This window comes from Bilophila sp. (genome assembly GCF_057864385.1).
Map to the genome: position 1 here is coordinate 1 of NZ_DBMAFI010000045.1, position 20,972 is coordinate 20,972.

The following is a 20,972-nucleotide window of genomic DNA, read 5'->3' on the forward strand; positions in this document are numbered from 1 at the left end:
ACGGCAGGAGCTTCGACGTGAAGCGTTCCGGCTGGTACGCCGCGTTCCTCGCCGAATACAAGCTGGAATCCTGCACCCCCGGCCTGCTGTTCTGGTATTCCTCCGGCGACGACGCCAACCCGTACAACGGTTCCGAGCGCCTGCCCTCCATCGACCCCGACGTGTACGTGACCTCCTACGGCTTTGACGGCACGAACTACGGCGGCGCGGCCCAGACGATGGGCTACGGCATCTCCGGCACATGGGCGGTCATGGGCCGAGTGAAGGACATCTCGTTCATGGAAGACCTCTCCCACGTCCTGCGCGTCGTGTACTATCAGGGCACGAACAATAGGGAAATGGTACGCAGCAAGATGATCTCCAACCCGCAGGACTCCCAGTACAGCATGATCTACCTGACCACGGGCGACAAGGCCGTGGAAGTGAACTTTGATACGGAATACAAGCTGTACGAGAACCTCTCGCTGTTCGTGGAGCTCGGCTATATCCGCCTCGATATGGATGAGGATCTGTGGAGGGGCGTGGGTTACGAAGCGAAGGAAAACAACCTCAAGGGTACCTTCAGCATCATCTACAAGTTCTAGGGAAACGGGGAAGCCCGGTTTTCTGGAAGGGGCCGTACGGACGTCTTGGCAGGCTGACGCCCGGCCCCGCTCCCCAAACGGATACGCCTTGGAGAGGGGCCCCGCCCTGAGGCTGCCCGCTTTCCGGCGGGTTTCCTCCAAAGGCGGTTCGTATAGGGGGAATGCACAGGGGAAGGGGAAACTTTTCTGAAAGGGAGATGGAACGCCCCTATGGAGTTTCCCCTTCCCCCAAAAAAGCTGTCGGCACGGCTTGAGCCGGGTGGAGCTTCCGTTCAGCGTGGATCATTACCCAAAAAGCTGCTGGCACGGCTTGAGCCTCTCCCCTATTCAAAGGTCGCGGCGTTATCGACCCATTCGCAGTTTTTGCGGACAGCAAACGACAAGGGGAAGCGCCTGAAAGGGGCATTCCCCCGCTGCCGGGAGGGTGTTGTCCTAACGCTCTGAACAAGCCCAACGTTGCGGCATTTCCCCTATTGCCGGAGGGCGTCCCGCCCGTGCCGGAAAGCGGCGGAACGGGAACTGCATTTTTTGCTTTCGGCTCTGTCCTAATATTGAGAGCCGGAATCGTCCTAAAGCGCCGTAAAAAGGCTGTCTGAAACGGTCTGAAATGGCCTTTTGGGGTGGCAGGCCAGCATGGGCCATGCCGGGAAGTTCACGCAGGCAGCCGGACTTTTTGCGTCCAGCGCGTCACGGCGCGGCAGACGTCATCGCCCGAATCGGTACGGCGGATCACATGCAGCAGGCCGTGCGGCGCTTGCGGGAACCCTTCAGGCGCGGTGGCGTCGGTTTCGTCGGGCAGGGGAACGCATTGTGAAGTGAGCGCATCGCCGGGGAAGCATTCGGCGCGGAATGTGACGTCGAGCAGGGACGGGATGAGGCTTTCGCCGGGCGACCACGGCAGACACTCAAGCAGCCAGCCAAGATATTTTGAGTTGTTGACATGCCCGTTGATGTCGAGGTCGTCGCGCCGCACCAGCACGTCGGCGCTGCCTATCCCCTCGCGCAGCCGTGGGATGGTGCGGGACGGGAAGGGGATGCAGGGGATCGTGTTCACGGGGTAGACGGTGGCGAGCTCTTCGGGCAGGGCCGTCAGGCGGCGGGTGGTGAGATCCAGCACCGTCCACGCGCTCACGGCGGCGACGATCCGTTCGCCGGAAGCGTTGTACACTTCATACCCTCTGTGCCCCAGATGTTCGAGCTTTGCGGGCCACGTGCGGACGTTCACCTTGTCGCCGGGCGAAGGCAGTTCCTTGATGCGAAAGGCCATGCGGGTGAGTATCCACGCCTTCCCTTCCGCGAAAAGCCGCTCATCGCCGAAGCCGAGGGCCGAGGCGTTGTGCCCGGCGGCTTCCTGAAACCAGTTCGCCAGCGCGCCGAGGCGTATTTTGCCGTCGGTTCCCGCTTCGCCGTAGCGGGCCTGAATGCCTAGGGTATATTCGGGGTAATCCAACATATGCTTCTCCGGGGAAAATGTACTTCCTGCCTGTAGCACGCCCGCAGCGCTTCCGTCCAGAACACGGCCCCGGTGAGGGAGTTAGGTTTTTAATGAATGTTGCATTCCAATTGCATGAAATTCAAAACTCATTTTTGATAAATCATCGAAAAGGCGAATGTCTTGCCCCGGTTTGCCCACAGTTGCATCCCGGTTATACGGACGCCGGGAACTGTACGGCCGATTCCCCTGTGCCGCGGCCTTTTCCAGCACGGATTGCCTTCCGCGCCTGCCTGAGAACGGATGCCATCCGTTGAGGCTGCTTCTTGTACATACCGCGCGAAAAAACGGTTCCACATTTGCATACGCAGCATGTGCGGAACCGTTTTTTATCTTGATACCGCTCGTACCTTTCCGGCAAGGCAGGCGGCTTTTCTTTGGCGAAGCGATACTGTCTCATTATGTTGCCATGTAACGAATATCCTGCATCAAACGGCTTGATGCAGACGGCAAAAAGCGTTTTCCCAACGCCTCAAAAAAGTGTGAGCATCGGTATGCTGTGTGAATCTGAAACTCCCCTCTCGGTTCGCGTCGTACCCCATCAGGCACACCGCCGTGAGGGGAATTTTTTGGTTTAGACGGTGTGCTTCACTTGATCCATGACCTCAGCTTGCTTCGCGTCGTTGAAACGCTCCACCGTGCCGACAAGGTACCCGGCGATGCGAAACACCCCACGTGCGTGGGGAAGACAGCAGGCACTTCCGAACACTCCTCTGTTACTTGGAAACACCCCCACGTGCGTGGGGAAGACCCGTTGGCATCCCCTACGAATCGCTGACGAAAGAGAAACACCCCCACGTGCGTGGGGAAGACGGGATAGGGAAATCGCAGCCTTCACCCCCATTGAGAAACACCCCCACGTGCGTGGGGAAGACGTCCAGCTCGTCAAGGATAAGGATACGGATCGGGAAACACCCCCACGTGCGTGGGGAAGACGCACTGACGTTAAGTGTCGGGTTGGCTGCTGTAGAAACACCCCCACGTGCGTGGGGAAGACCCCCGCATCCAAGGCATCAGCCACGGTGAGAAGGAAACACCCCCACGTGTGTGGGGAAGACCCGCCCGGATTCACATGGCAAAGCTACGCGGAGGAAACACCCCCACGTGCGTGGGGAAGACAGGCCGCGATGGGCGGCACGCCGTTCAGCCATAGAAACACCCCCACGTGCGTGGGGAAGACCCGTCGCAAGGGCGGCTTCGAGCGCCTTTTGGGGAAACACCCCCACGTGCGTGGGGAAGACGAAGCAAGACGAGAAGACGGGGAAGTACGAACAGAAACACCCCCACGTGCGTGGGGAAGACAAATCTTTTGGCACTGAGAGTTACGCGGCGACGGAAACACCCCCACGTGCGTGGGGAAGACCGCTCGATAAGCTCATCGACGAGAAGACGTTCAGAAACACCCCCACGTGCGTGGGGAAGACGCCCTTCGGCCTCTATCCCGGATATGAGATAAAGAAACACCCCCACGTGCGTGGGGAAGACGCCGCTGTGGAGCAGGTTCCATAGTGTGTGATGGAAACACCCCCACGTGCGTGGGGAAGACGAATGTCGTCAATGGCGTCTCTCAGACGATGAAGAAACACCCCCACGTGCGTGGGGAAGACCGCGCGCTTGGCTTTCCCGAAGACATTCTTCCTAGAAACACCCCCACGTGCGTGGGGAAGACTGGTATGGGATGCCATAAAAGCAGTTCCAGATAGAAACACCCCCACGTGCGTGGGGAAGACGTCGCAAGACCGAGGAGACAAATCTTGAGAGTAGAAACACCCCCACGTGCGTGGGGAAGACCTGAAAACTGCGACATGCCTACGCGCCTGCATAGAAACACCCCCACGTGCGTGGGGAAGACTCAGCCTTGCGGTCATAGTCGTAGGAGACAAGGAAACACCCCCACGTGCGTGGGGAAGACCGCCCTTACCCGTTGTCACACGGGGGCAGGACAGAAACACCCCCACGTGCGTGGGGAAGACCCAGATAGCCGATCTTCCGCAGGCCGGAGTGCAGAAACACCCCCACGTGCGTGGGGAAGACTCTTCACTACGGATACCCTGCCAGCTAAATACGGAAACACCCCCACGTGCGTGGGGAAGACAAGGCCACGAGACCGCCGGATGATGAGGCCATAGAAACACCCCCACGTGCGTGGGGAAGACGGATCCGGGCGCATCAGCTCACCAGTGCGTAAAGAAACACCCCCACGTGCGTGGGGAAGACGCGGAGGCAATCCGCAATGCGTTTCCGTGCTCAGAAACACCCCCACGTGCGTGGGGAAGACCCTTCATGTTTCCAGAGTTCAGCACGGGGATGAGAAACACCCCCACGTGCGTGGGGAAGACTCAAGCGGCAGCCGGACGTCCTCTTCGGAAATGGAAACACCCCCACGTGCGTGGGGAAGACGTTACGAACCGATACGGACGCGCGCGCACGTTGGAAACACCCCCACGTGCGTGGGGAAGACGCCACCCTGTCCACAATGGGTTCCAATCAGGTGGAAACACCCCCACGTGCGTGGGGAAGACGAGCTGGATGCCCTGCGCAAAAAGATCTCTGGAGAAACACCCCCACGTGCGTGGGGAAGACGGCGTCAAGCTTGGGCGCGACTTCAAAACGGAGGAAACACCCCCACGTGCGTGGGGAAGACATTTGGGCAGGATTTCTATACAGCGGCCCCCAAGAAACACCCCCACGTGCGTGGGGAAGACCAGAAGTGGCTCTCGGCGCAGCGTCCGGGCGTAAGAAACACCCCCACGTGCGTGGGGAAGACACTGAGGGATTATTCACTTTTTTTGCTGAGCCGTCAAAACAATATTGAAGCGTCATCTTTTTCAGACACAAGTTGCAGCCCTGACAATTCGATGAGCTGGCGCTTTGGTTCCCCCATGCCGTAGAGCTTGTACCCCGGTGGGTTCGGTAGCCTTTGAAAGATCATGAGACCACTTTGTTCAGGGCATTTTTCGAGCAAGTAGTTGATCACATGCCGTGCAACGGAATCTTTAATGCCTGAAACGAAGACGTTAGGCCGAGGTTCCACAAACCAGAGCTTCATCCGCCCGCGTACGGCGGGAGGCAAATCATTTGCGATAACGACGAGCACATTTCTCTCCTATCAGGCTCTCAATATCCTCGGCGACTTTTTCCAGCAGCTTCATTTCGATGACACGCTTGCGGAACGCTTCAGATACGGCGTACTTGTTGTAGCGGCCCGCGAGGGAGAGCGTCAGGGAAAAAGCGAGATCAACGCAGAGCTCTCCTTTGTAAAGATCGGCGAGATCATACACAAAAGGCAGGGGGCTCCCGGAGTGGATAAAGCCCAAGTGCGGCGAATAGCCGAGGCTGTGGACACAGGAGCATAAGACGCCATAGAGGGCCGCATTGGTGGACGTCAATATCTGGTTCGTCAGATCGCTCAACTCGAATTTTCCGGGGGTGAAAACACGTCCCTTCCAGCCGACTTTGTATTGCTCGGCTTTTTCGAGGTAGAAATTGCGGACGCGCAGCCCTTCCATTCCCATCATTTCCTGCAACGTCTTGCCCTCAAGCTCCGCATCGGGAAAGCGTTTGGCGAAGAAAGCCCTGGCGACGGCAAGAGAGGCCCCTTTGTCCGTTGAGAGCCATGCCTGGCGTTGCAGGTTGCGAGTGTTGGAAGTGGGCACGACGCCTGAAGCGTAGAAGAGCAGGCTGTCCTCGCCAACCCAGCAGACGGCGCAGTTGGCGGCGGAGGCTACCTTGATGGCCTCATGGGTTACAGACGTACCGGGGCCAAGAAGCAGGGCGTTGATCGTCGCTATGGGCAACCGTACCCTGTTTCCGTCCGCGTCGATCCATTTGATGCTGCTGTCGTCAATCTCCAGCCGCCCTCTTTCCAGATAGATGAACGGGTACTTGTCCGATACGCGGGGAAGCGTTTCCCGTGTGATCGGGATAAACAAGCGGCGGGGAGCTTTGGGCTCTTCACCTGCAATAGGCTCCTTTTGTTCCGGCATCCTTGTCTCCCGTACAAAAGTGCCGCCGGAACTGCTTCCGGCGGCACTTTTTCATTGTTCCAGAATCGTCACTTGCCTGTCTTCATACCGCTTGCGCAGGCCGAAGGCGATGGGGATGTCATTCAGCGTCAGCACATCCCCGCCCTCAACACGCCCGTGGGTCACACGGAAGCGTTCCGCGCGCCTTTTGGCTTGCGCTATTTCCCCGGCGGCTGCCAATGCTTCTTCCTGCGAGCCGAAACGGCCACGGTAAACGATATCCGTAGGCACGCAGCTTTTGCGCCCAAGGCATATGGGCCATACGGGATTTTGCAGCCCGGCGATGATTTCATCCGCATACGCTTCCGGGACATCCAGCGCGCAGGCGAACGCCATATCCTGAAGGTAATAACGGTAGGTCATTTTCGTTCCCGCACCGACCGGACGTTTCCCGTCCGTTTTCTTGGGGATGAGCAGATCCTGCCACGGATCCGAAGCGTCATAGCCGCTGCCCACCATCTGGAAATCGCGGAGGAGGGGCTGTATATCCGGTTTGCCGTTTTCGAGACGTGAATACGCCACTACGGTCTGCGTGTATGCCTTCATCTCGGCAAGCCACGCTTCCTGTTCGCCGCTGCGCCCCGTAGCGCAGCAGACGAGCCCGAGCACGCCGGAGCGGGAAGGAAAAGGAAGCGTATCGCGCCTTCCGAAGCGGGAATCGACCCCCCAAGACTGAAGGGGGGCCTCCAGCCAGAGGAGCAGGGCGGTCATGCCTGCGCCTCATACGGGCGCACGAACGCCGCCACGCCGTTGACGAGATCGTCGATGCTGACGGAGTCGTCCTTGCCGAACGTGAATTCGGCGGCCTTGCCGAACAGCGAGCCGGCCAGCTTCTCCTGCTTGGCGAGTTGGAGTTCAAGGGCCTCAATGCTCGGCTTAAGGAACCCTTGCCCTTTTGCCCTTACCGGCTCGTCAAAGCTGGCCTGCATGCCTTGCCCCCTGCGGATGTAGATGCGGGCATAGTCCCACGGGCGCATGCCGGTTTGCGTGGTCTGCCGGGCGGAGGGGACGGCGATGTACAAGGCCTTGATGAAGGCCGACACAGCATCGGCCAATCCCGTATTGCCAAGCGAATCCGCGAGCTGGCCGAGATCGAGGTTGATATAGCGGTAATAGGTGGCCGAGTTGTATTCAAGGCTTCCCATATGGGCGGAACCCGTTTCATCATCGGATTTGAGATCGTCAAGTGCCGTGAAAAATTCGATTTCGTTGTCGACGCGGTGTGTGGAGACGGCGTGGGCAAACGAGGCGGCGGCATGGACGTTGAGATCGGGGGCCTGCGCCACCATGCGCCCGAACAGGGCGATGTCGAGCCCGTCGACGGCGGGGTTGAAATGGGCTTTATGAGCCTTTCTCAACTCCGGGGACAATACGGTCTTTCCCGATTTTTTGACGGCGGCGGACTCAGGTTCAAAGGCCTGTGCCGCGGCGAATTCGGCGATGGCTTCCGCCTCATTTTTCGAGAAGAAATACAGGGTATCTTCAGCCAGCAGAGGGGCGCAGGCCTCACCGAACGCCTTTGCCTGTTCCGGTGTGGCCCCCTTGGTTTCACAGGCTTCCGCGAGCATCCCGGCAACCTGTTTTGTGCGCACGCCGATTTTGACGCCGAGCTCCTGAAGGGCCAGCCGCACATGACGCTTCCAGCACTGGGAGCTGACGCGGGCACGGGATACCCCGCCGATCATCGCGCTCTTGGGGGCGCCCACGTCGTCCCGGTTCAGGCAGGAAACAGGAAAAGACTGGAGGATATGGAATTCAACATGGGTTCCTTTGAGTGTATTCATCTTCATTCCTTGAGCTGCTGGTTAAAAGACGATGGGGGCGACCTGAAGCAATCCGCAACCAAAGGCTTTGCCGTGGCCGATGCCCCGGCAGACGCTTTGAGTGAAACGCTCTTTATCAACAACGGTAAGGGTTCCCGTCACCCGCGCTTTTCCAAGGGTGACTTTCTGTTCCCCCTTCCAAAAAACATCAGCATTGATCTCTGCGACCTGAAAAGAGGATTCCTGTACCTCAAAACCCCATGCGGGGGCTTTTTCCAGAAACCAGCGTGCGACCTCTTCACGGCTGCGCAGAGGCATACGTTTTTGGGTTCGGCTGTCCCGTTTTACGGGATTGATGACGACTTCAAAGCGGTAGGCGGAAAAACCGAAAAAGGCTTCAGGGATTGGCTCGGTTCTGACGAATTCCCCGTATTCGGGCTCACGGGGCTGCCGATCGGACAGGATAAGGAGATGCCTCCCGTATTTGTCCCCGCCCATATCGGCGAACAGGATACCGCTGCCTTTTTCCCGATCGCCCCCGCGCACATCGTCAAAAAGCCCGTAAACAACCCTGTGCAGAGAGTAGGTATCGCTAATCCGCAGGGCTTTGGCGTCATGCGGCGACAGCCTGTAGCGGCTGGCGAACATCATGACGCGTCTCCTTCGGCAGCCTTCGGTTCATTGGGAAGGCTGTAGAAATCACGGGCCCAGCGCATTTTGATGCGCTCTTGCCCATTGCTTTCAAAATACAGGAGTTCCTCCAGCAGCGTAGCGAAGCAGAGCGGTTTCGCAGCCTTCGCCGTGATGAGGGAAAGCATCGGGCGCAGGATACGGCATGCCTCCTCGGTCGTTTGGCAGGCGAGGAGGCGGCGCAAACGCATGCTTCCCTGATCTTCGTCATCGCCGAAGCAACTCCTCAGCGACGCGCCGAGGCCGAATATGCCGTCCTTTTCCGGCTGCCTTCGGCACAAGGCGGCTCCGATAAGGCAGAAAGGCAGACGCCGCGCGGCGAATTCAATATCTATGTTGAATCCCAGTAAAATGTTCCATACCTGATATTCCAGATCGGGATTGTCGGCCCGTTTCATCCGGGCGACAAACCCCGTATCCTTGATTTTAGGGGCGGCGCTCGCCCGGTCGAGCACAAAGCGGACAAACGCTTTGCTCAGGGAGTTTTCCTTTGTTTCAGCCATAACAGCCCTCTTCACGATGAGGATTGGGTTTTCTGTGAAAACATCCCGAAACCGGGCCGGTGGCGGGCCCATGCTTCAAACTGGCGCGCCGTCCCGTGCGGGCAGGATTCGTCAAAGGCAGTGCCGGCGAAAACGGCATACGTCCCCATAAGCTTGGCAAGCCGTTCTTTGCCGTCGCCGTAACAGGCTTGGATCAGTTCTTGGAATGTGGGTTCGACCAGTTGCCAGAACAGGCCGGACGCTTCGGCGGCATGGGCATCGCCCTGTACTTTCAAGTCCGAAAAATACCCCCGTGTGGCCCCATAGACGGCGGTACCCATTCTTTCCAGCTGCCCCATTTGTTTTTTGAAGAGGATAAACCAGTCATCACTGCCGGAGAACAATTGGGCCTCCAGCCATGTTTCGGATTCAATGCAGTCGTCGCCCCCGGATACATATTGTTCTCCCGCGTTGCTGCTGACTTTGAGCCCGCCGCTCCAGATTCCGAACTGTTTGACATGGCCGTCGCCCAGGCGCTGGATGCCTTGTTTCAGGTTCAGGCACTCAAAACCGCTGTCATGTTCCGATTCCAAAAAAGACAACAGGGCCGTAAGTTGGCGCCAAGGCTTTTTTTCGGGGTTTACCCACAACATTTTGACCTTGGCTTTCGCTTTGTCGGCTGCTGCGGAAGGATCAACCATCCGTTCCTGATAGTCGGGGTGGACGATGCCTTCGGTGTAGTGGAGGCCGTCTTCCCGCAGCAGGCAGAAGCGGGAGAGCGGGACAAGCCGACCCATGAGGCTGGCCTTCAAAGCCCGTGCGGTGGGGCAATCCTCGCCTTCAGGCATTTTTTCCCACGGAGCCGTCCCGATCCCTTCTTCCCATTGCCCGGTGTCGGCTATGATGTCTCGCGTGAGGAGGTTCAGCCAGACGGTTTCAAGAATGGAATCCCCCAGAAGGAACGAATGGAGCAAACCCATATGGCATACGGAAGGGCCGGGCTTTGCGCTCTTGCCTTTCACGTATCCCTTGCTGAGGACAACGCTGTTGTCCGTCTTCTTCCCGCCGAGGCCAAAACCCATCTGTTCCACCAGCAGCAATGCGCGGGAGGCGTCGGACATGATCGGTTCCAGTTGCAGGTGCGTGAGCAGCGTGGTGTTGCCTGAGGCGACCTGCGGCATGGCTGTCCCGTAGGGCTTGAGTTCGGCCTTGGAGCAGGCGGGCATCTGGAGGAACGGTTTGTCGCCGTACAGCCAGAAGGCATCACGCCATTGTTCGAGATACAGGGTACACCGTTCGCCGAGGCCATCCGGCCCCATTGCGGCCCATTCTTGCGTATCCTGCGGCGTGGCCGCTGCCTGGGCAATGGCGATGAGCAGTTTCAGCACCGCAATCTTTTGCACGGCCGTCCCGCCCAGTGCCCGGCACTCCCTGCCGCCGAACACGCGCAGAAGCCCCGCCTTGCCCATGTCGGCGATGGGAATCCATGCCTTGTCGAGCAGGTTGTATCTGTTTTCCGTCACATTCCCCCCTTTCAGCAAGACGTCGTTTGTTCGTAGCCCCATTCCGGGGTGTAACTCCCGCCGAAATCGTTCCCAACCCCGTCCTCAAGCGTGCCGTCGGCCCTGAGCACGGCGATGTACAGGGAGGGCCGCCCTCCATCCTTGGGCGAAACATACAGGTAGGGCGACAGCCTGTTCAAGAGGTCGGCGGATGGCTTGCGGGCCTTTTCCAACCAGCTTTCAGGCACGCGGACGATGTTTGCCGTCAGCCGGGAAGCAATCCGGGCCCGTTCGCCCCATTCAGGTATCCGTACCGGGAATGCCACTTCCGAGCCGTCGGCAAGCAGGCATTGCCCCCCGCTTATGCCTCGGCTGCGGAGAAGCAGGACGTCGGTTTCGGGCCGCTGCATCGACCGGGTAGCAACCGCCTCTTCCGAAACGGTATTGCCCCATTGCGACGTACTGTCGTAGGCGTGATTCCGCAGCCTCAGTTTGTCTTCCTCCAGCTTCCGCAGTGCAAGCGCCAAAGGGGATCCCGTCTCGTCCCTGTCCGCATAGGTGGCCTCAAGCATTGGCCGGATGTCGTCGGGCAATCGAACGCTGTGGCGTTGCGACCACTGTTCAAGCGTGCGGCACAGGACATATGGACTGTAGACGTATCCCGTGCTGCCGAAGGCCTTCATCGGATTTTGCAGGGCTTTTTCCAGATCGGGAGCGAGTATCCATGCTTCGCGGCAGGCATCCGCAGGGCGCCGCACTTGGCCCGGACCCTCGTCATGCCGCCATAAGCGCCCGATGCGCTGGAACAACATGTCGGTAGGGCAGAGGCGCGTCACCAAAAAATCGGCGTCGATGTCCAGCGACTGTTCCAGCACCTGCGTCCCGACGAGGATACGCCCTTTTTCCCCCCGCGCTTCCGACTTCGCGCCATACAGGGATGTCCACAGCGATTCGTTCCGTTCCCGGTCGGCTGGCGTGAACCGGGAATGCAGCAGGCCGATTTCAACATCCATGCCTGAGGCACGGGCGGCCAGCTCCTTGTATACGGCCTGGGCTTCGGCAACCGTGTTCTCGATCCAGAGAACCTGTTGCCCGCCTTCCGCACGTAAGAGGGATTCTTCTATGGCCTCATCCTGCGCCTTGCCGCAGTGAAGCGTAACGGTTCTCTCCTGTTTCGAGGCATTTTCATTCATGCCGGGAACTTCAGCGAACCGATCCGACTGGGAGTCAACCGCCGTAATCAGAGGGTAATCGGTGCGGACAGGCTGGTGGGCGCCGAGGAATGCGGCCCTGCGGGACTGCGTCAACGTCGCGCTCAGGATGATGACCGTACAATACAAGTCCCGGAGCAGGGTGACCAGTTTATCGACGATTGTCCCCGTATAGGTGTCGTAGGAATGGATTTCATCAATGATGACGACCTTTCCCGCAAGCCCAAAGGCCCGTACCGCCGAATGCCGGACACGGATCACCGCCATGAGCGCCTGATCGATAGTGCCTACGGCGAAGGGGGCGAGAAGCCCGCGCTTGCCTGATTGGAACCACGGCTTGCCCGGAGCGGCGTCCTCGCCCATTTCTTGTTCGGAGAATGTCTTGAGCCATGCCTTTCCATGCAGGAGGAGGGGCGCTTGGGGGCTGTCCTGAAGGAGAATGCGGGACAGGAACGCGTTGACGCGGTCATGGATTTTGTTGGAGGTCAACTGCGTGGGGAGCGCGAAGTAAATCCCTCCGGCCTTGCCCTGTTCCAACATCCGATAGGCCGCATACAACGCCGCTTCGGTTTTGCCCATCCCCATCGGGGCCTCAAGGATATAGACGCCCGGCCCGGAAACCTGATCAATGAAAGCCTGCTGCACCTCTCTCGGTGAAAAGCCGAAAAGCACTTCAAAAGAAAGCCCCGTTTGCAGGGAGAGGGGAAGGAAACCCGCGTGGTCTACAGCCTTCCGCACAAGCGGTGCCCAGTCTTTTTGCGGCTCGTCGAACAGCTCCCCGGAGCCAATCCAGTCCGCAACCGTGGTCAGGCCCATCAGGAGCAATGCCTGTGTCTTTGACGATATCTCAGGCCAGCCCCGTTCCCCCGCAATGAGGGCGAGCAGTTCTTCACGCCGCTTTTGCCATGCCTCGCCGCCGTAGTTGGTGCACGAAGCAGGGTAATTTTTTTTAGGGGGCACGCCATGATGCCGGCCCACAATTTGAGGGATAAACGGATCGCCCTGTACTGCTTTGAGTGCGGAGTAACTGATGGCGGCGTGCCCTCCCCAGTCCTGCTCTAATGATGGGTCGGAGTCCTTCAGTTCAGGGAAGGAGCTCAGGGAACCGGCAGCCTGATGGATTTTATGCTGAAACGTGGGGCACACTTTGCCTACATCATGGGCGGAAACGATACGATCCGCCCCTTCTGGATAAAACGGCAATGTGCATTTCGGCAGCCGCTCCAAGAGGAGTGCCGCAACCGCCCCCGTAATAAGGGCATGGTCAAGCACCGTGCGGCCTGCGGCTGTTGCTCCATGTGGATCGTGATACGTTTTGGCAAGGCACTCTGTGAGAGGTAAGGCTGTAAAGTCCTTGTTGGTTGGACGAGAGCGCAGCATCTTTTGTCCTCAATCCTTTGGGATGTCGAAGGATGCCATCAAAAGATTTTCTATAGCAGTTTGATGATAGCTTCTTTTAGATGAATATTCAAGAATGGTTAATATCATGAATTGATTGTGCATATGCCGTAAACAGCCTCTGCCAGTTGGCAGAAAAACGTGTCTGCCCATAAATAGAGAGGGAGGAACACCCCCACGAAGGTGGGGAAAAGAGTAATCCTTTTCCAAGGAAAACACATGATACTGGAAACACCCCCACGAAGGTGGGAAAAAAACATTTTTAAAACACATTATACTGTTGATAATATGAATACCATTTCTTTATTGTGTTCTCCACAAAAGGTCAAGTTTTATCATGGTGAAATATATTTTCATTTAACTACATATAGTTATATTTCAGTTTTTCCGTTTCTTCCAGTTTTTTGTTTTCATACTGAGGGCGTCCGCGATCTTCGCCAGCGTGTGGAGCTGGCAACCGCCGGTGGTATCGTCTTGGGTAGCACGGTGAATTGTACGCGTGGATGATTCTGTTTGGCTAGACCAGGCACGCATCGTAATGCTTTTTTTATTAACGCTCTGATATTACTTTTAAACATTATATACCATCAAAGTATTTTTGTTGTAATCAAGTAATTTTTAGTGATGGAATATGAAGTAATGAGTTACAACAACCCATCGGAAAGGCAATAACAAAACAGCCCTCGGAGATGCTCGCAACATCGCCGAGGGCTTAACCACAAAAAACTAGCAGTAGGAGTTTGTTATGGCTACCCCGCAGATTACCGATTCTCGCGGTACAGTCAAGCCTCACGGCATTGACGCCCTGTTCGCCAACTATGCGGACGAAACCCGGCGCATGAAGGAAGGGGCCGCAGCAGCCCGCAAGCGCATGTTGAGCTTGCCGAACGTCATTGAAGGCCATGAGTACGGCAAGTGGTGGCTGTGCATCGTCTTTGCGCCTGGAACTTCGGAAACGGAGCCTCTCCGTCTGCACTGGTGCTGCAACCAGAAGGGGGCCGAGGGCTTCGCCCGTGACTACACGGAACGCGGTTGCTTCTGCGTGATCGCGCAGACGACCAAGCAGCCCGGCGACGACTTCTAGGGCGAACGAGGCCCGGCGGGAGGCTGCCGGGCCGCAAAGAAAGAATCATCTTGTCGCAGTGCGAGCTCATGCCCATGCCCGCGCCTTCGGTTACGCCGCACAATGGACGTCCTGTACCACCCCTTTGGAAGTGGCGAAGTTCTTTGGGAAGTGTCACGGCAATGTGGTACGCGATATTAAGGAATTCATAGATAACACACAGGAATCGTTTAGCGCCCTCAGTTTTGAGGGCGCTAACTATATCGACGAACAAACCAGAACCGCCTTCTGTACATCATTTACCGTAACGGTTTCATGTTGCTCGTTATGGGTGCAGGGGCAGAAGGCCCTCGTCTCAAACTGGCCCACATCAAAGCCTTCAACGCGCTGGAAACCGAGTTGCAGCGCCAGCGGGAAGGGGCCTTGCCGCCCGCCGACGTCTTCGCACCACTCGCACCGCCGCAACAGGCGCAGCTCAGGGCACTGGTCGACGCCAAGATCGGCATATTGCCGAAGGAGAACCAGCCCAAGAGCTATGGCGAAGTGTGGGGCCGCTTCGCCGCCAATTCGGGATCGCCAAGTATACGCAACTGCCGCCGGAGAGGATGGCCGAGGCCGTGGAGTATTCGATCTTGCTGGAACTTACGGAAACGGAAGAAGGCGGGGAGTAAGCATAGGTGCGATCCCCATAGCGAACAGAGCAATGACTGGCAAAGCCCCTTGCCTCCGCGCAGGACGAACGTGAGCGCGCAGAAAAGAACTCCACCGCCGCCGTTGGGAAGGAGGGAAGGCTCAAGCGCAACTACGCTGACCTGATGGCGATGATCGCCCGCATCGTGGATGCCCGCGCTGCGCTGGACACGCAGGTCTGGGACTTCGAGCGGCGTGACCGCAGAGGCCGCCGCGCAGCCGTCCCGTTTGTCGTCGATTCCCTGAAAAACAACGAAGACGTGCCGGAACCGGACATCCCCATCAACCCCTCATGGCTGAACAAGTCGACGCGGCAAACCGAGATCCCTGAGGGTATCAAACGGGCCATCGCCGCAGACAAGCGGGAGCGCGAAGAAACCCGCCGGACGGAACAGGCCAAAGCCGACCGCATGGCGCTGGTGGAGGCCACGGCAAGGCTCAGGCGGAACGGTACGGTTCCGCGCTTCTCCTGTCGACGTTTGCGGCCTGCCTGACGCCGGACGTTTCCGGGGAGGATGCCGTGGGCATCATCGGACAGGTGTATGTGGCGGAAGCCAAGGCTCGCGAAGGGAGCAGGCCCATCCCCGTCGCCAATCCTGCGGAACCGCGCCCCGATCCGTTCATTGAGCAGGAGGAGGGGGTTCCCTTCACCCCGCCCGTGAACGTGGCTTTGTACCCTGATCCTCAGCGTCAAGTACGCGCCGAAGTGGGGATACCGTACAGGAGGGGGCCTTTGCCATGCTCCGCTCCGGGGAGGATGCCGTGGGCAGCATCAGCCATTTTCTATGCTAACGCCTTATCCAAAGGCAGCCGCATCTGTTACAACAATTCATTGTAACAGATGCGGCATGGTGCAAAAAGAACTGTTAGACAGTATTTTTTTCTTGGCTATAAGATTGTTCAAAAGCGAACGAATGCGGGCGGGAATACCCTGCCGCAGAGCGAGGCGCTCCTGCCGGCGGATGCTGCCTCCGTTTTCCAATAGCTAAGGACAATTCCCCTCTTTTTTCTTCCGTTCGCTGGAGGCATAGCCATGAGTATTGATTTTCGTGTCAGGCCGCCTATCGAGAGTTACCGGACGGCGGAGTTTTACACCAATTTCCAGGATGTTGAGCAGCGTTCGGCCCGCTTTGGGACACAAATATCACAATGTGCCAGAACCTTTTCCCTGGAATCGCTGCTCGAAGAGATGGATGAGGCTGGCGTGGAACAGGCTGTCGTTCCGATCCGTAAGGGTTGCGGCGGAGACAACAAGGATCTCGTCCACCTGCTGGAACGCCATCCTGAGCGGTTCGTTGGATTGGCGGGCATCGCCCCTTTGATGGGGGTTGAGGCCGCGCTGGAGGAAATCGGCAGGTACGTTGCCGACGGGCCCTGTCGCGGCATCGCGCTGGAACCCGCATTCGATCCTGAGCGCTGGCATGTGGATGATGAAAGGGTCTTCCCGATTTACGAACGGTGCAGCCGGGAAGGGATTCCCGTAGCCATGACCTTTGGCGGCATCTTCACGCCGGGGCTTGGCTATTACGCCCCGCTTGAACTTGATCGCGTGGCCGCCGCCTTCCCGGATATGAACATTGCCCTGTGCCACGGCGGTTGGCCCTACGTCACCGAGATCTGCCAGATCGCCTTCAACAGGCGAAACGTCTATCTGGCCCCGGATATGTACATGATAAACGCTCCGGGAAGCGGGGATTTCATCGCGGCGGCGAACGGCATTCTCTATGACCGGATTCTCTTTGCCTCCGCCGCTCCGATCATTTCCATCCGGGATGCCGCACGGCATTACAGGAACTGCGGCATCGATCCGCGCTTCCTGCCCTATATTATGGAAGAGAATGCAAAGCGGTTTCTCGGACTGTAGCGCCTCAACGGTAACCCATCATGTGGAAAAAACGGCCATGCGAATCGAACAACTGATCTGCCTGCTCGAAATATCGCAACAGAAGTCCCTGAATACGGCCAGTAAGCGCTTGCATATGACACAGCAGGCACTCAGCTCCACCATCAAGACAATGGAAAAGGAACTGGATACACGGCTGCTGAACCGGACCAGGCAGGGCTGCACGCTCACGCCGGACGGGGAAAGGGTATTGGCCTACGCTGCGGAAATAGTCCCGAAATACCATGCGCTGCTGCGCGATTTGCGTGGAGGGGGGACGGCCCCGGAACTGATGGGGACGCTGCAAATCTATGTGAACTCGATCTTCTACATCTCGCTGCTGCCGGGCGTCATCAAGCGGCTCTGCGAGAAGTGCCCGCAGATCAAGGTCGTGATTCTGGAGCAATCCCCAACGGGCATTTGTGCCCGTCTGAGGGAGCCGCAGGAGAAGGGCGTCCACCGCATCGGCCTGATCAATGTGCCGTATGCGGATGAAGACGGAGGCTCGCTGTGCCCCGGCTTCATCCCCGCCTCCGGGGTTTCGTTCCATCCTCTGGCCGAGGGCAGCTATCACGCTTGCGTAAGCAGGAAATCCCCGCTCGCCGCGAGCCGGGAGCTCTCGCTCAAGACCTTGCTGCAATACCCCATCGTGCTGGGAGCCTCGGACGAAGGGAACGCCACCCCCCTGCATTATCTGCTGAACCGTTATGGAACGCCGGACATCGTGCTTTCCGCGGGCTCGGTGAGCCTCTGGAACCACGCCATCGCCAACGGCATGGGCGTCGGGTTCCTTCATGACATCTTCCTTGAAGGGGAAGGCCCCCGCCAGAGCTATCTGGACGGCCTTTCACTCATCAAGGTCAAGGAGCGCATCGTGGCGGTCACGGGCTATCTGCTCGCTGGGGAGCCGAGCGGCATCGTCCGGGAACTGATCCGGCTCCTGCCATCCTCGGCATCCTGACGTGAGCACAGGACCGCTTCGTCCTGCATTTCCAATGCGAACCATTCGGCATTCACGCCTATAAGGAGATTCTTGTGGAAACTGTCGACAGCCGCAAACGCGCCGTCTACTGGATACATACGTTCGTCTACTTTCTGCTTACCTTCTGTTTCGGATACCTGCCGTTCCACGCACTGACCCCGTTCGGCATGACCATTGTGGGCATTTTCATTGGCCTGCTCTACGGCTGGACCTTTATCGGCTTCGTGTGGCCCAGCATGATGAGCATCTTTGCCCTTGGCTTGTGCGGCTACTTTAAGACCCCGCAGGCCGCCTTCGCCAGCGCCTTCAGCAACCATCTGGTCATCTTCATGCTGCTGGTGCTCGTGTTCACCGCATATTGCGAGAAGAGCGGCATCAACAAGAAATTATCCTGCTGGTTTCTAAGCCGGAAAGGGCTGGCGGGGAAGCCGTGGTGCTTCACCTTTATGGTTCTGCTGGGAACCTTCGTGGTGAGCTTCCTCGTGGACGGAAACGCGGTCGTGTTTCTCGTATGGAACCTGATGTACAGTGTGTTCGATGAAATCGGCTATAAGAAGGGGGATCGCTATCCGGCCTACCTGCTGGCGGGGGTCGCCATATCGGCCATCCTCTCGTTCGGCTGCAAGCCTTGGGGGAACGTGTGCATTCTGGCCATCGGAGCGTTGGAGGCTTCGTCCGGCGGACAGTACACCGTGGACTATCTGACGTTCATGGCGACCACTATACCGCTGTGTATCCTTTTTATTGTGGCCTACTTCCTTGTCATGAAGTATGTGTTCAAGCCGGATGTGGGCAAGCTCCGCAATCTGTCCGAAGCCTATCTGGAATCCATGCGCAACGATCTGAAGCTGAACCCCGCCCAGAAGATCGCCGGAGCCGCGCTGATCGTGTTCATGGGGCTGATGCTCCTCCCCAACCTGATGATGGGCGGCCCCAACGTCCTTGGCATCCTCGGACAGTTCAACTTCCTCGCCGCGATTGCCGTTGTGCTCATCGCCCTTTGCGTAATGCGGCTGGAAGGCAGGCCGCTCCTTGATTTCGATGAGTGCGCCCGCGACGGCATCCACTGGCATGTGTTCTGGATTACCGCGGCGGCCCTGCCGGTTTCGGCGGCGGTGAGCAGCGACGCGGCGGGCATCACCGCGTGGCTCGGCGAAGTCATGAACACCTACTTCAAGGACGCCAACGTCATCGTTTTCCTTGTGTTGTTCTCCATCGTCATCAACCTGCTCACCCAGTTCACCCATAACGTCAGCTTGGTCCTCATCGCCGTGCCTATCGCATGGCAGGTCAGCCAGTCCCTCGGCCTGAACCCTGTGGCGCTCACCGTGCTCGTGATCATCGCCGCGGCCTGCGCCTATGCGACCCCGGCAGCATCCACCGTGGCGGCGGTCCTGTTTTCAAACGTGGACTGGATCGGTGTGCGTACTTCGTTCAAGGCGGGGTTCAGCGCGGTGCTTGCCGGGCTGATCGTCCTGTTCCTGTTTGGGTTCCCCATAATCGCAATGGTCTACGGTTTCCGCCTCTAGGTTGTGGCGTCAATTTGATATGATATATTGAAATTATTTAACTACTTAAGTTATAAAAAGGTTATTTTGAATAATTTCAATTTGTTATATGTAAGATGACGGCACGCCTAGCATATAGAGCGGCGGACGCCGCAAAAGGAGCTTTACCATGAAGATACTTGACGTTCGCACCCGTCCGCCATTCGGAAGTATACGGGACGGGATGTTCAACAATCCCGGACGGGAATTGTTTGAGCCCGAAGCCTTCGCGCCGCGGTTTGGGATGTCTGTCGGCGAATCCGCGCGGCAACGGTCCATGAGCCTGTTCATAGAGGAAATGGACGCGGCAGGGATCACGCTTGGAGCCGTGCTGATCCGAAAGTCCACAGGTATGGACAACAACGACCTTGCCCGGCTGGACGCGGCCTATCCCGGGAGGTTTATCGGGATTGCGGGTATCGATCCTCTTGATGGTGAGGAAGCCCTGCGGGAAACGGAACATTTCGCCCTCAAGGGGGCCTGCCGGGGCATCCTGTTGGAGCCGGGCTTCTGTTCCACGCCGCTCTATGCCAATGATCAGCGGATTTACCCGATCTACGAATTGTGCCAGCAGCACGGCATCCCCGTATTCCTGTCCTTTGGGGGGTATGTCGCCCCAGATCTGACGTACAACAGCCCCTTCATCATCGATCGGCTGGCCTTGGATTTCCCAAGCCTCAAGCTGGTTATCGCCCACGGTGGCTGGCCCTTCGTAACCGAAATCTGCCATGTGGCATTCAACCGGGAAAATGTGTATCTCGCGCCGGATCTGTACACGATGAACGTGCCGGGAAACAGAGACTACCTTGCTGCCGCGAACTATTTCATTCCCGAAAAATTCCTGTTTGGGACTGCCTATCCCTGTGTATCCATGCAGCAAGCTGTCGACTACTATCGAAACTGGGGTCTGAGGCCGGAGGTGCTGCCCAAGGTCATGTACCAGAATGCGGCGGATGTGCTCGGCGTCGAAGCGCCTTCCGAATAGACAGAAAAAGCCGTCATCACCCCTTTGAATACGGCCTGAGAGAACTCCCCGTAGGTAATCCTTGGGCAGCTCAATGCAAAACAGACCGGCTGGAATTTTATAGTGGAATTCCAGCCGGTCTGTTATGGCTAGAGCGTTTCCACGTTGGAAAATGCTCTTTTTCGACTGCGGGAAGCAGGCGGCCGCTGCGAAGGCATAAGTACTATGTAGTTGCGCTGTTCAATGCCGGAGCGGGCGTATCTTAAACTTTCAAATTGTAATTTCTTAAAGTTCATTTGCTCTAGGTCGTGTCATTGGTTTTTATATAATTAAAGTATTAAAATATTTTTATATTTTGAAAATAGTTTAATAATTTTAATATATTATATATGGCCAACGACACAGCCTAGGAAATCATGAGTTGCCTTCTCCACAAGCTAACATCATCAACGTGTTCAACCTAACGGATAGCCCCTTTCTGTTTTTTTCGGAGGCTCCATGCCTGAGAAGGTTTTCCGTGGCTCTGTCATCGTATGCGGTTATTTCATCTCCACAGCACGGTGAAAATGCAGCTTTTTTTCAGTTTCCGCCTTGGCGGATTCATGGCTGAGCCATTTTTCTGGTTATTCCTTTGGAACTTCAAGGAAAAAGGCATCAACCATTTTCTAGGTCGTGTCGTCAATTAAATATAATATAC

General features: G+C 57.4%; 19 protein-coding genes, 1 pseudogene and 1 CRISPR repeat array. Of the genes and pseudogenes, 11 read left to right on the top strand and 9 right to left on the bottom strand.

Translation table 11 applies throughout. From position 1 onward, the window contains the following. Positions 1–584, top strand: a 584-nt coding sequence (locus ACZM8Y_RS12980) for an alginate export family protein (RefSeq protein WP_489501779.1), incomplete at its 5' end; no start/stop codon positions are given. A 652-nt stretch (positions 585–1,236) separates the two neighbouring features. Here the strand turns inward: ACZM8Y_RS12980 and ACZM8Y_RS12985 are convergent. From ACZM8Y_RS12985 to cas3, 9 genes are all read right to left on the bottom strand, one after another. Continuing rightward, the gene (locus ACZM8Y_RS12985; protein WP_479858470.1) at positions 1,237–2,037 is read right to left on the bottom strand and encodes an acyl-[acyl-carrier-protein] thioesterase; all 801 of its coding nucleotides are present in this window, start codon (positions 2,035–2,037) and stop codon (positions 1,237–1,239) included. Positions 2,038–2,738: 701 nt separating this feature from the next. Further along, positions 2,739–4,843: a CRISPR direct-repeat array (repeat unit 28 nt; unit sequence GAAACACCCCCACGTGCGTGGGGAAGAC). Between the two features lie 33 nt (positions 4,844–4,876). After that, on the bottom strand, positions 4,877–5,173 hold the full coding sequence (gene cas2e, locus ACZM8Y_RS12990; protein WP_302551665.1) for a type I-E CRISPR-associated endoribonuclease Cas2e: 297 nt from the start codon (positions 5,171–5,173) through the stop codon (positions 4,877–4,879). After that, positions 5,151–6,062, bottom strand: a complete 912-nt coding sequence (gene cas1e / locus ACZM8Y_RS12995) for a type I-E CRISPR-associated endonuclease Cas1e (RefSeq protein WP_479858469.1) — start codon at positions 6,060–6,062, stop codon at positions 5,151–5,153. The genes cas2e and cas1e overlap by 23 nt, the downstream gene beginning before the upstream one ends. Before the next feature lie 51 nt (positions 6,063–6,113). After that, the gene (gene cas5e, locus ACZM8Y_RS13000) at positions 6,114–6,812 is read right to left on the bottom strand and encodes a type I-E CRISPR-associated protein Cas5/CasD (protein ID WP_482333010.1); all 699 of its coding nucleotides are present in this window, start codon (positions 6,810–6,812) and stop codon (positions 6,114–6,116) included. Then, on the bottom strand, positions 6,809–7,885 hold the full coding sequence (cas7e, locus tag ACZM8Y_RS13005) for a type I-E CRISPR-associated protein Cas7/Cse4/CasC (protein WP_482333008.1): 1,077 nt from the start codon (positions 7,883–7,885) through the stop codon (positions 6,809–6,811). Before cas7e ends, cas5e begins: the two co-directional genes overlap by 4 nt. A 21-nt stretch (positions 7,886–7,906) precedes the next feature. Beyond that, entirely contained in the window at positions 7,907–8,515 is a 609-nt protein-coding gene (cas6e, locus tag ACZM8Y_RS13010; RefSeq protein ID WP_482333006.1) for a type I-E CRISPR-associated protein Cas6/Cse3/CasE, read from the bottom strand. Further along, on the bottom strand, positions 8,512–9,057 hold the full coding sequence (casB, locus tag ACZM8Y_RS13015; protein ID WP_482333004.1) for a type I-E CRISPR-associated protein Cse2/CasB: 546 nt from the start codon (positions 9,055–9,057) through the stop codon (positions 8,512–8,514). The genes cas6e and casB overlap by 4 nt, the downstream gene beginning before the upstream one ends. Before the next feature lie 11 nt (positions 9,058–9,068). Beyond that, the gene (gene casA / locus ACZM8Y_RS13020) at positions 9,069–10,559 is read right to left on the bottom strand and encodes a type I-E CRISPR-associated protein Cse1/CasA (RefSeq protein WP_482333002.1); all 1,491 of its coding nucleotides are present in this window, start codon (positions 10,557–10,559) and stop codon (positions 9,069–9,071) included. Positions 10,560–10,570: 11 nt separating this feature from the next. Next, positions 10,571–13,129 carry a CRISPR-associated helicase Cas3' gene (gene cas3 / locus ACZM8Y_RS13025; protein ID WP_482333001.1) on the bottom strand — a complete coding sequence of 853 codons (2,559 nt, stop codon included), beginning with the start codon at positions 13,127–13,129 and terminating at the stop codon, positions 10,571–10,573. A gap of 237 nt (positions 13,130–13,366) precedes the next feature. Here cas3 and ACZM8Y_RS13030 point away from each other — a divergent pair, with 237 nt between their 5' ends. The 10 genes and pseudogenes from ACZM8Y_RS13030 to ACZM8Y_RS13075 all read left to right on the top strand — a co-directional run bounded on the left by ACZM8Y_RS13030 (position 13,367) and on the right by ACZM8Y_RS13075 (position 20,296). Continuing rightward, complete coding sequence (locus ACZM8Y_RS13030) at positions 13,367–13,654, top strand: hypothetical protein (protein ID WP_479858462.1); 288 nt, start codon at positions 13,367–13,369, stop codon at positions 13,652–13,654. Between the two features lie 238 nt (positions 13,655–13,892). After that, entirely contained in the window at positions 13,893–14,231 is a 339-nt protein-coding gene (locus ACZM8Y_RS13035; RefSeq protein WP_479858461.1) for a hypothetical protein, read from the top strand. A gap of 58 nt (positions 14,232–14,289) precedes the next feature. Next, a pseudogene (locus ACZM8Y_RS13040) lies at positions 14,290–14,502 on the top strand (Rha family transcriptional regulator); the annotation flags it as partial. Positions 14,503–14,537: 35 nt separating this feature from the next. Further along, positions 14,538–15,026: a hypothetical protein gene (locus ACZM8Y_RS13045; protein WP_479858474.1), complete on the top strand. Its 489-nt coding sequence runs from the start codon at positions 14,538–14,540 to the stop codon at positions 15,024–15,026. After that, complete coding sequence (locus tag ACZM8Y_RS13050) at positions 15,026–15,394, top strand: DUF1351 domain-containing protein (protein WP_479858460.1); 369 nt, start codon at positions 15,026–15,028, stop codon at positions 15,392–15,394. Before ACZM8Y_RS13045 ends, ACZM8Y_RS13050 begins: the two co-directional genes overlap by 1 nt. A gap of 26 nt (positions 15,395–15,420) precedes the next feature. Further along, positions 15,421–15,738 carry a hypothetical protein gene (locus ACZM8Y_RS13055; protein WP_482332997.1) on the top strand — a complete coding sequence of 106 codons (318 nt, stop codon included), beginning with the start codon at positions 15,421–15,423 and terminating at the stop codon, positions 15,736–15,738. A 195-nt stretch (positions 15,739–15,933) separates the two neighbouring features. Then, entirely contained in the window at positions 15,934–16,764 is an 831-nt protein-coding gene (locus tag ACZM8Y_RS13060) for an amidohydrolase family protein (RefSeq protein WP_302551655.1), read from the top strand. Between the two features lie 37 nt (positions 16,765–16,801). Next, positions 16,802–17,743, top strand: a complete 942-nt coding sequence (locus tag ACZM8Y_RS13065; protein WP_482332995.1) for a LysR family transcriptional regulator — start codon at positions 16,802–16,804, stop codon at positions 17,741–17,743. Between the two features lie 74 nt (positions 17,744–17,817). Further along, positions 17,818–19,293, top strand: coding sequence for an SLC13 family permease (locus ACZM8Y_RS13070; protein ID WP_482332993.1), 1,476 nt, complete (start codon positions 17,818–17,820; stop codon positions 19,291–19,293). Positions 19,294–19,441: 148 nt separating this feature from the next. Further along, complete coding sequence (locus ACZM8Y_RS13075) at positions 19,442–20,296, top strand: amidohydrolase family protein (protein WP_479858455.1); 855 nt, start codon at positions 19,442–19,444, stop codon at positions 20,294–20,296. The last annotated feature ends 676 nt before the right edge of the window (positions 20,297–20,972 follow it).

What these genes read in the sequence shown, in the direction of transcription:
- ACZM8Y_RS12985 (WP_479858470.1), bottom strand. Translation starts at nt 2,037, where the DNA reads ATGTTGGATTACCCCGAATATACCCTAGGCATTCAGGCCCGCTACGGC.
- cas1e (WP_479858469.1), bottom strand. Translation starts at nt 6,062, where the DNA reads ATGCCGGAACAAAAGGAGCCTATTGCAGGTGAAGAGCCCAAAGCTCCC.
- cas5e (WP_482333010.1), bottom strand. Translation starts at nt 6,812, where the DNA reads ATGACCGCCCTGCTCCTCTGGCTGGAGGCCCCCCTTCAGTCTTGGGGG.
- cas7e (WP_482333008.1), bottom strand. Translation starts at nt 7,885, where the DNA reads ATGAATACACTCAAAGGAACCCATGTTGAATTCCATATCCTCCAGTCT.
- cas6e (WP_482333006.1), bottom strand. Translation starts at nt 8,515, where the DNA reads ATGATGTTCGCCAGCCGCTACAGGCTGTCGCCGCATGACGCCAAAGCC.
- casB (WP_482333004.1), bottom strand. Translation starts at nt 9,057, where the DNA reads ATGGCTGAAACAAAGGAAAACTCCCTGAGCAAAGCGTTTGTCCGCTTT.
- cas3 (WP_482333001.1), bottom strand. Translation starts at nt 13,129, where the DNA reads ATGCTGCGCTCTCGTCCAACCAACAAGGACTTTACAGCCTTACCTCTC.
- ACZM8Y_RS13030 (WP_479858462.1), top strand. Translation starts at nt 13,367, where the DNA reads ATGATACTGGAAACACCCCCACGAAGGTGGGAAAAAAACATTTTTAAA.
- ACZM8Y_RS13035 (WP_479858461.1), top strand. Translation starts at nt 13,893, where the DNA reads ATGGCTACCCCGCAGATTACCGATTCTCGCGGTACAGTCAAGCCTCAC.
- ACZM8Y_RS13045 (WP_479858474.1), top strand. Translation starts at nt 14,538, where the DNA reads ATGGGTGCAGGGGCAGAAGGCCCTCGTCTCAAACTGGCCCACATCAAA.
- ACZM8Y_RS13050 (WP_479858460.1), top strand. Translation starts at nt 15,026, where the DNA reads ATGGCGATGATCGCCCGCATCGTGGATGCCCGCGCTGCGCTGGACACG.
- ACZM8Y_RS13060 (WP_302551655.1), top strand. Translation starts at nt 15,934, where the DNA reads ATGAGTATTGATTTTCGTGTCAGGCCGCCTATCGAGAGTTACCGGACG.
- ACZM8Y_RS13065 (WP_482332995.1), top strand. Translation starts at nt 16,802, where the DNA reads ATGCGAATCGAACAACTGATCTGCCTGCTCGAAATATCGCAACAGAAG.
- ACZM8Y_RS13075 (WP_479858455.1), top strand. Translation starts at nt 19,442, where the DNA reads ATGAAGATACTTGACGTTCGCACCCGTCCGCCATTCGGAAGTATACGG.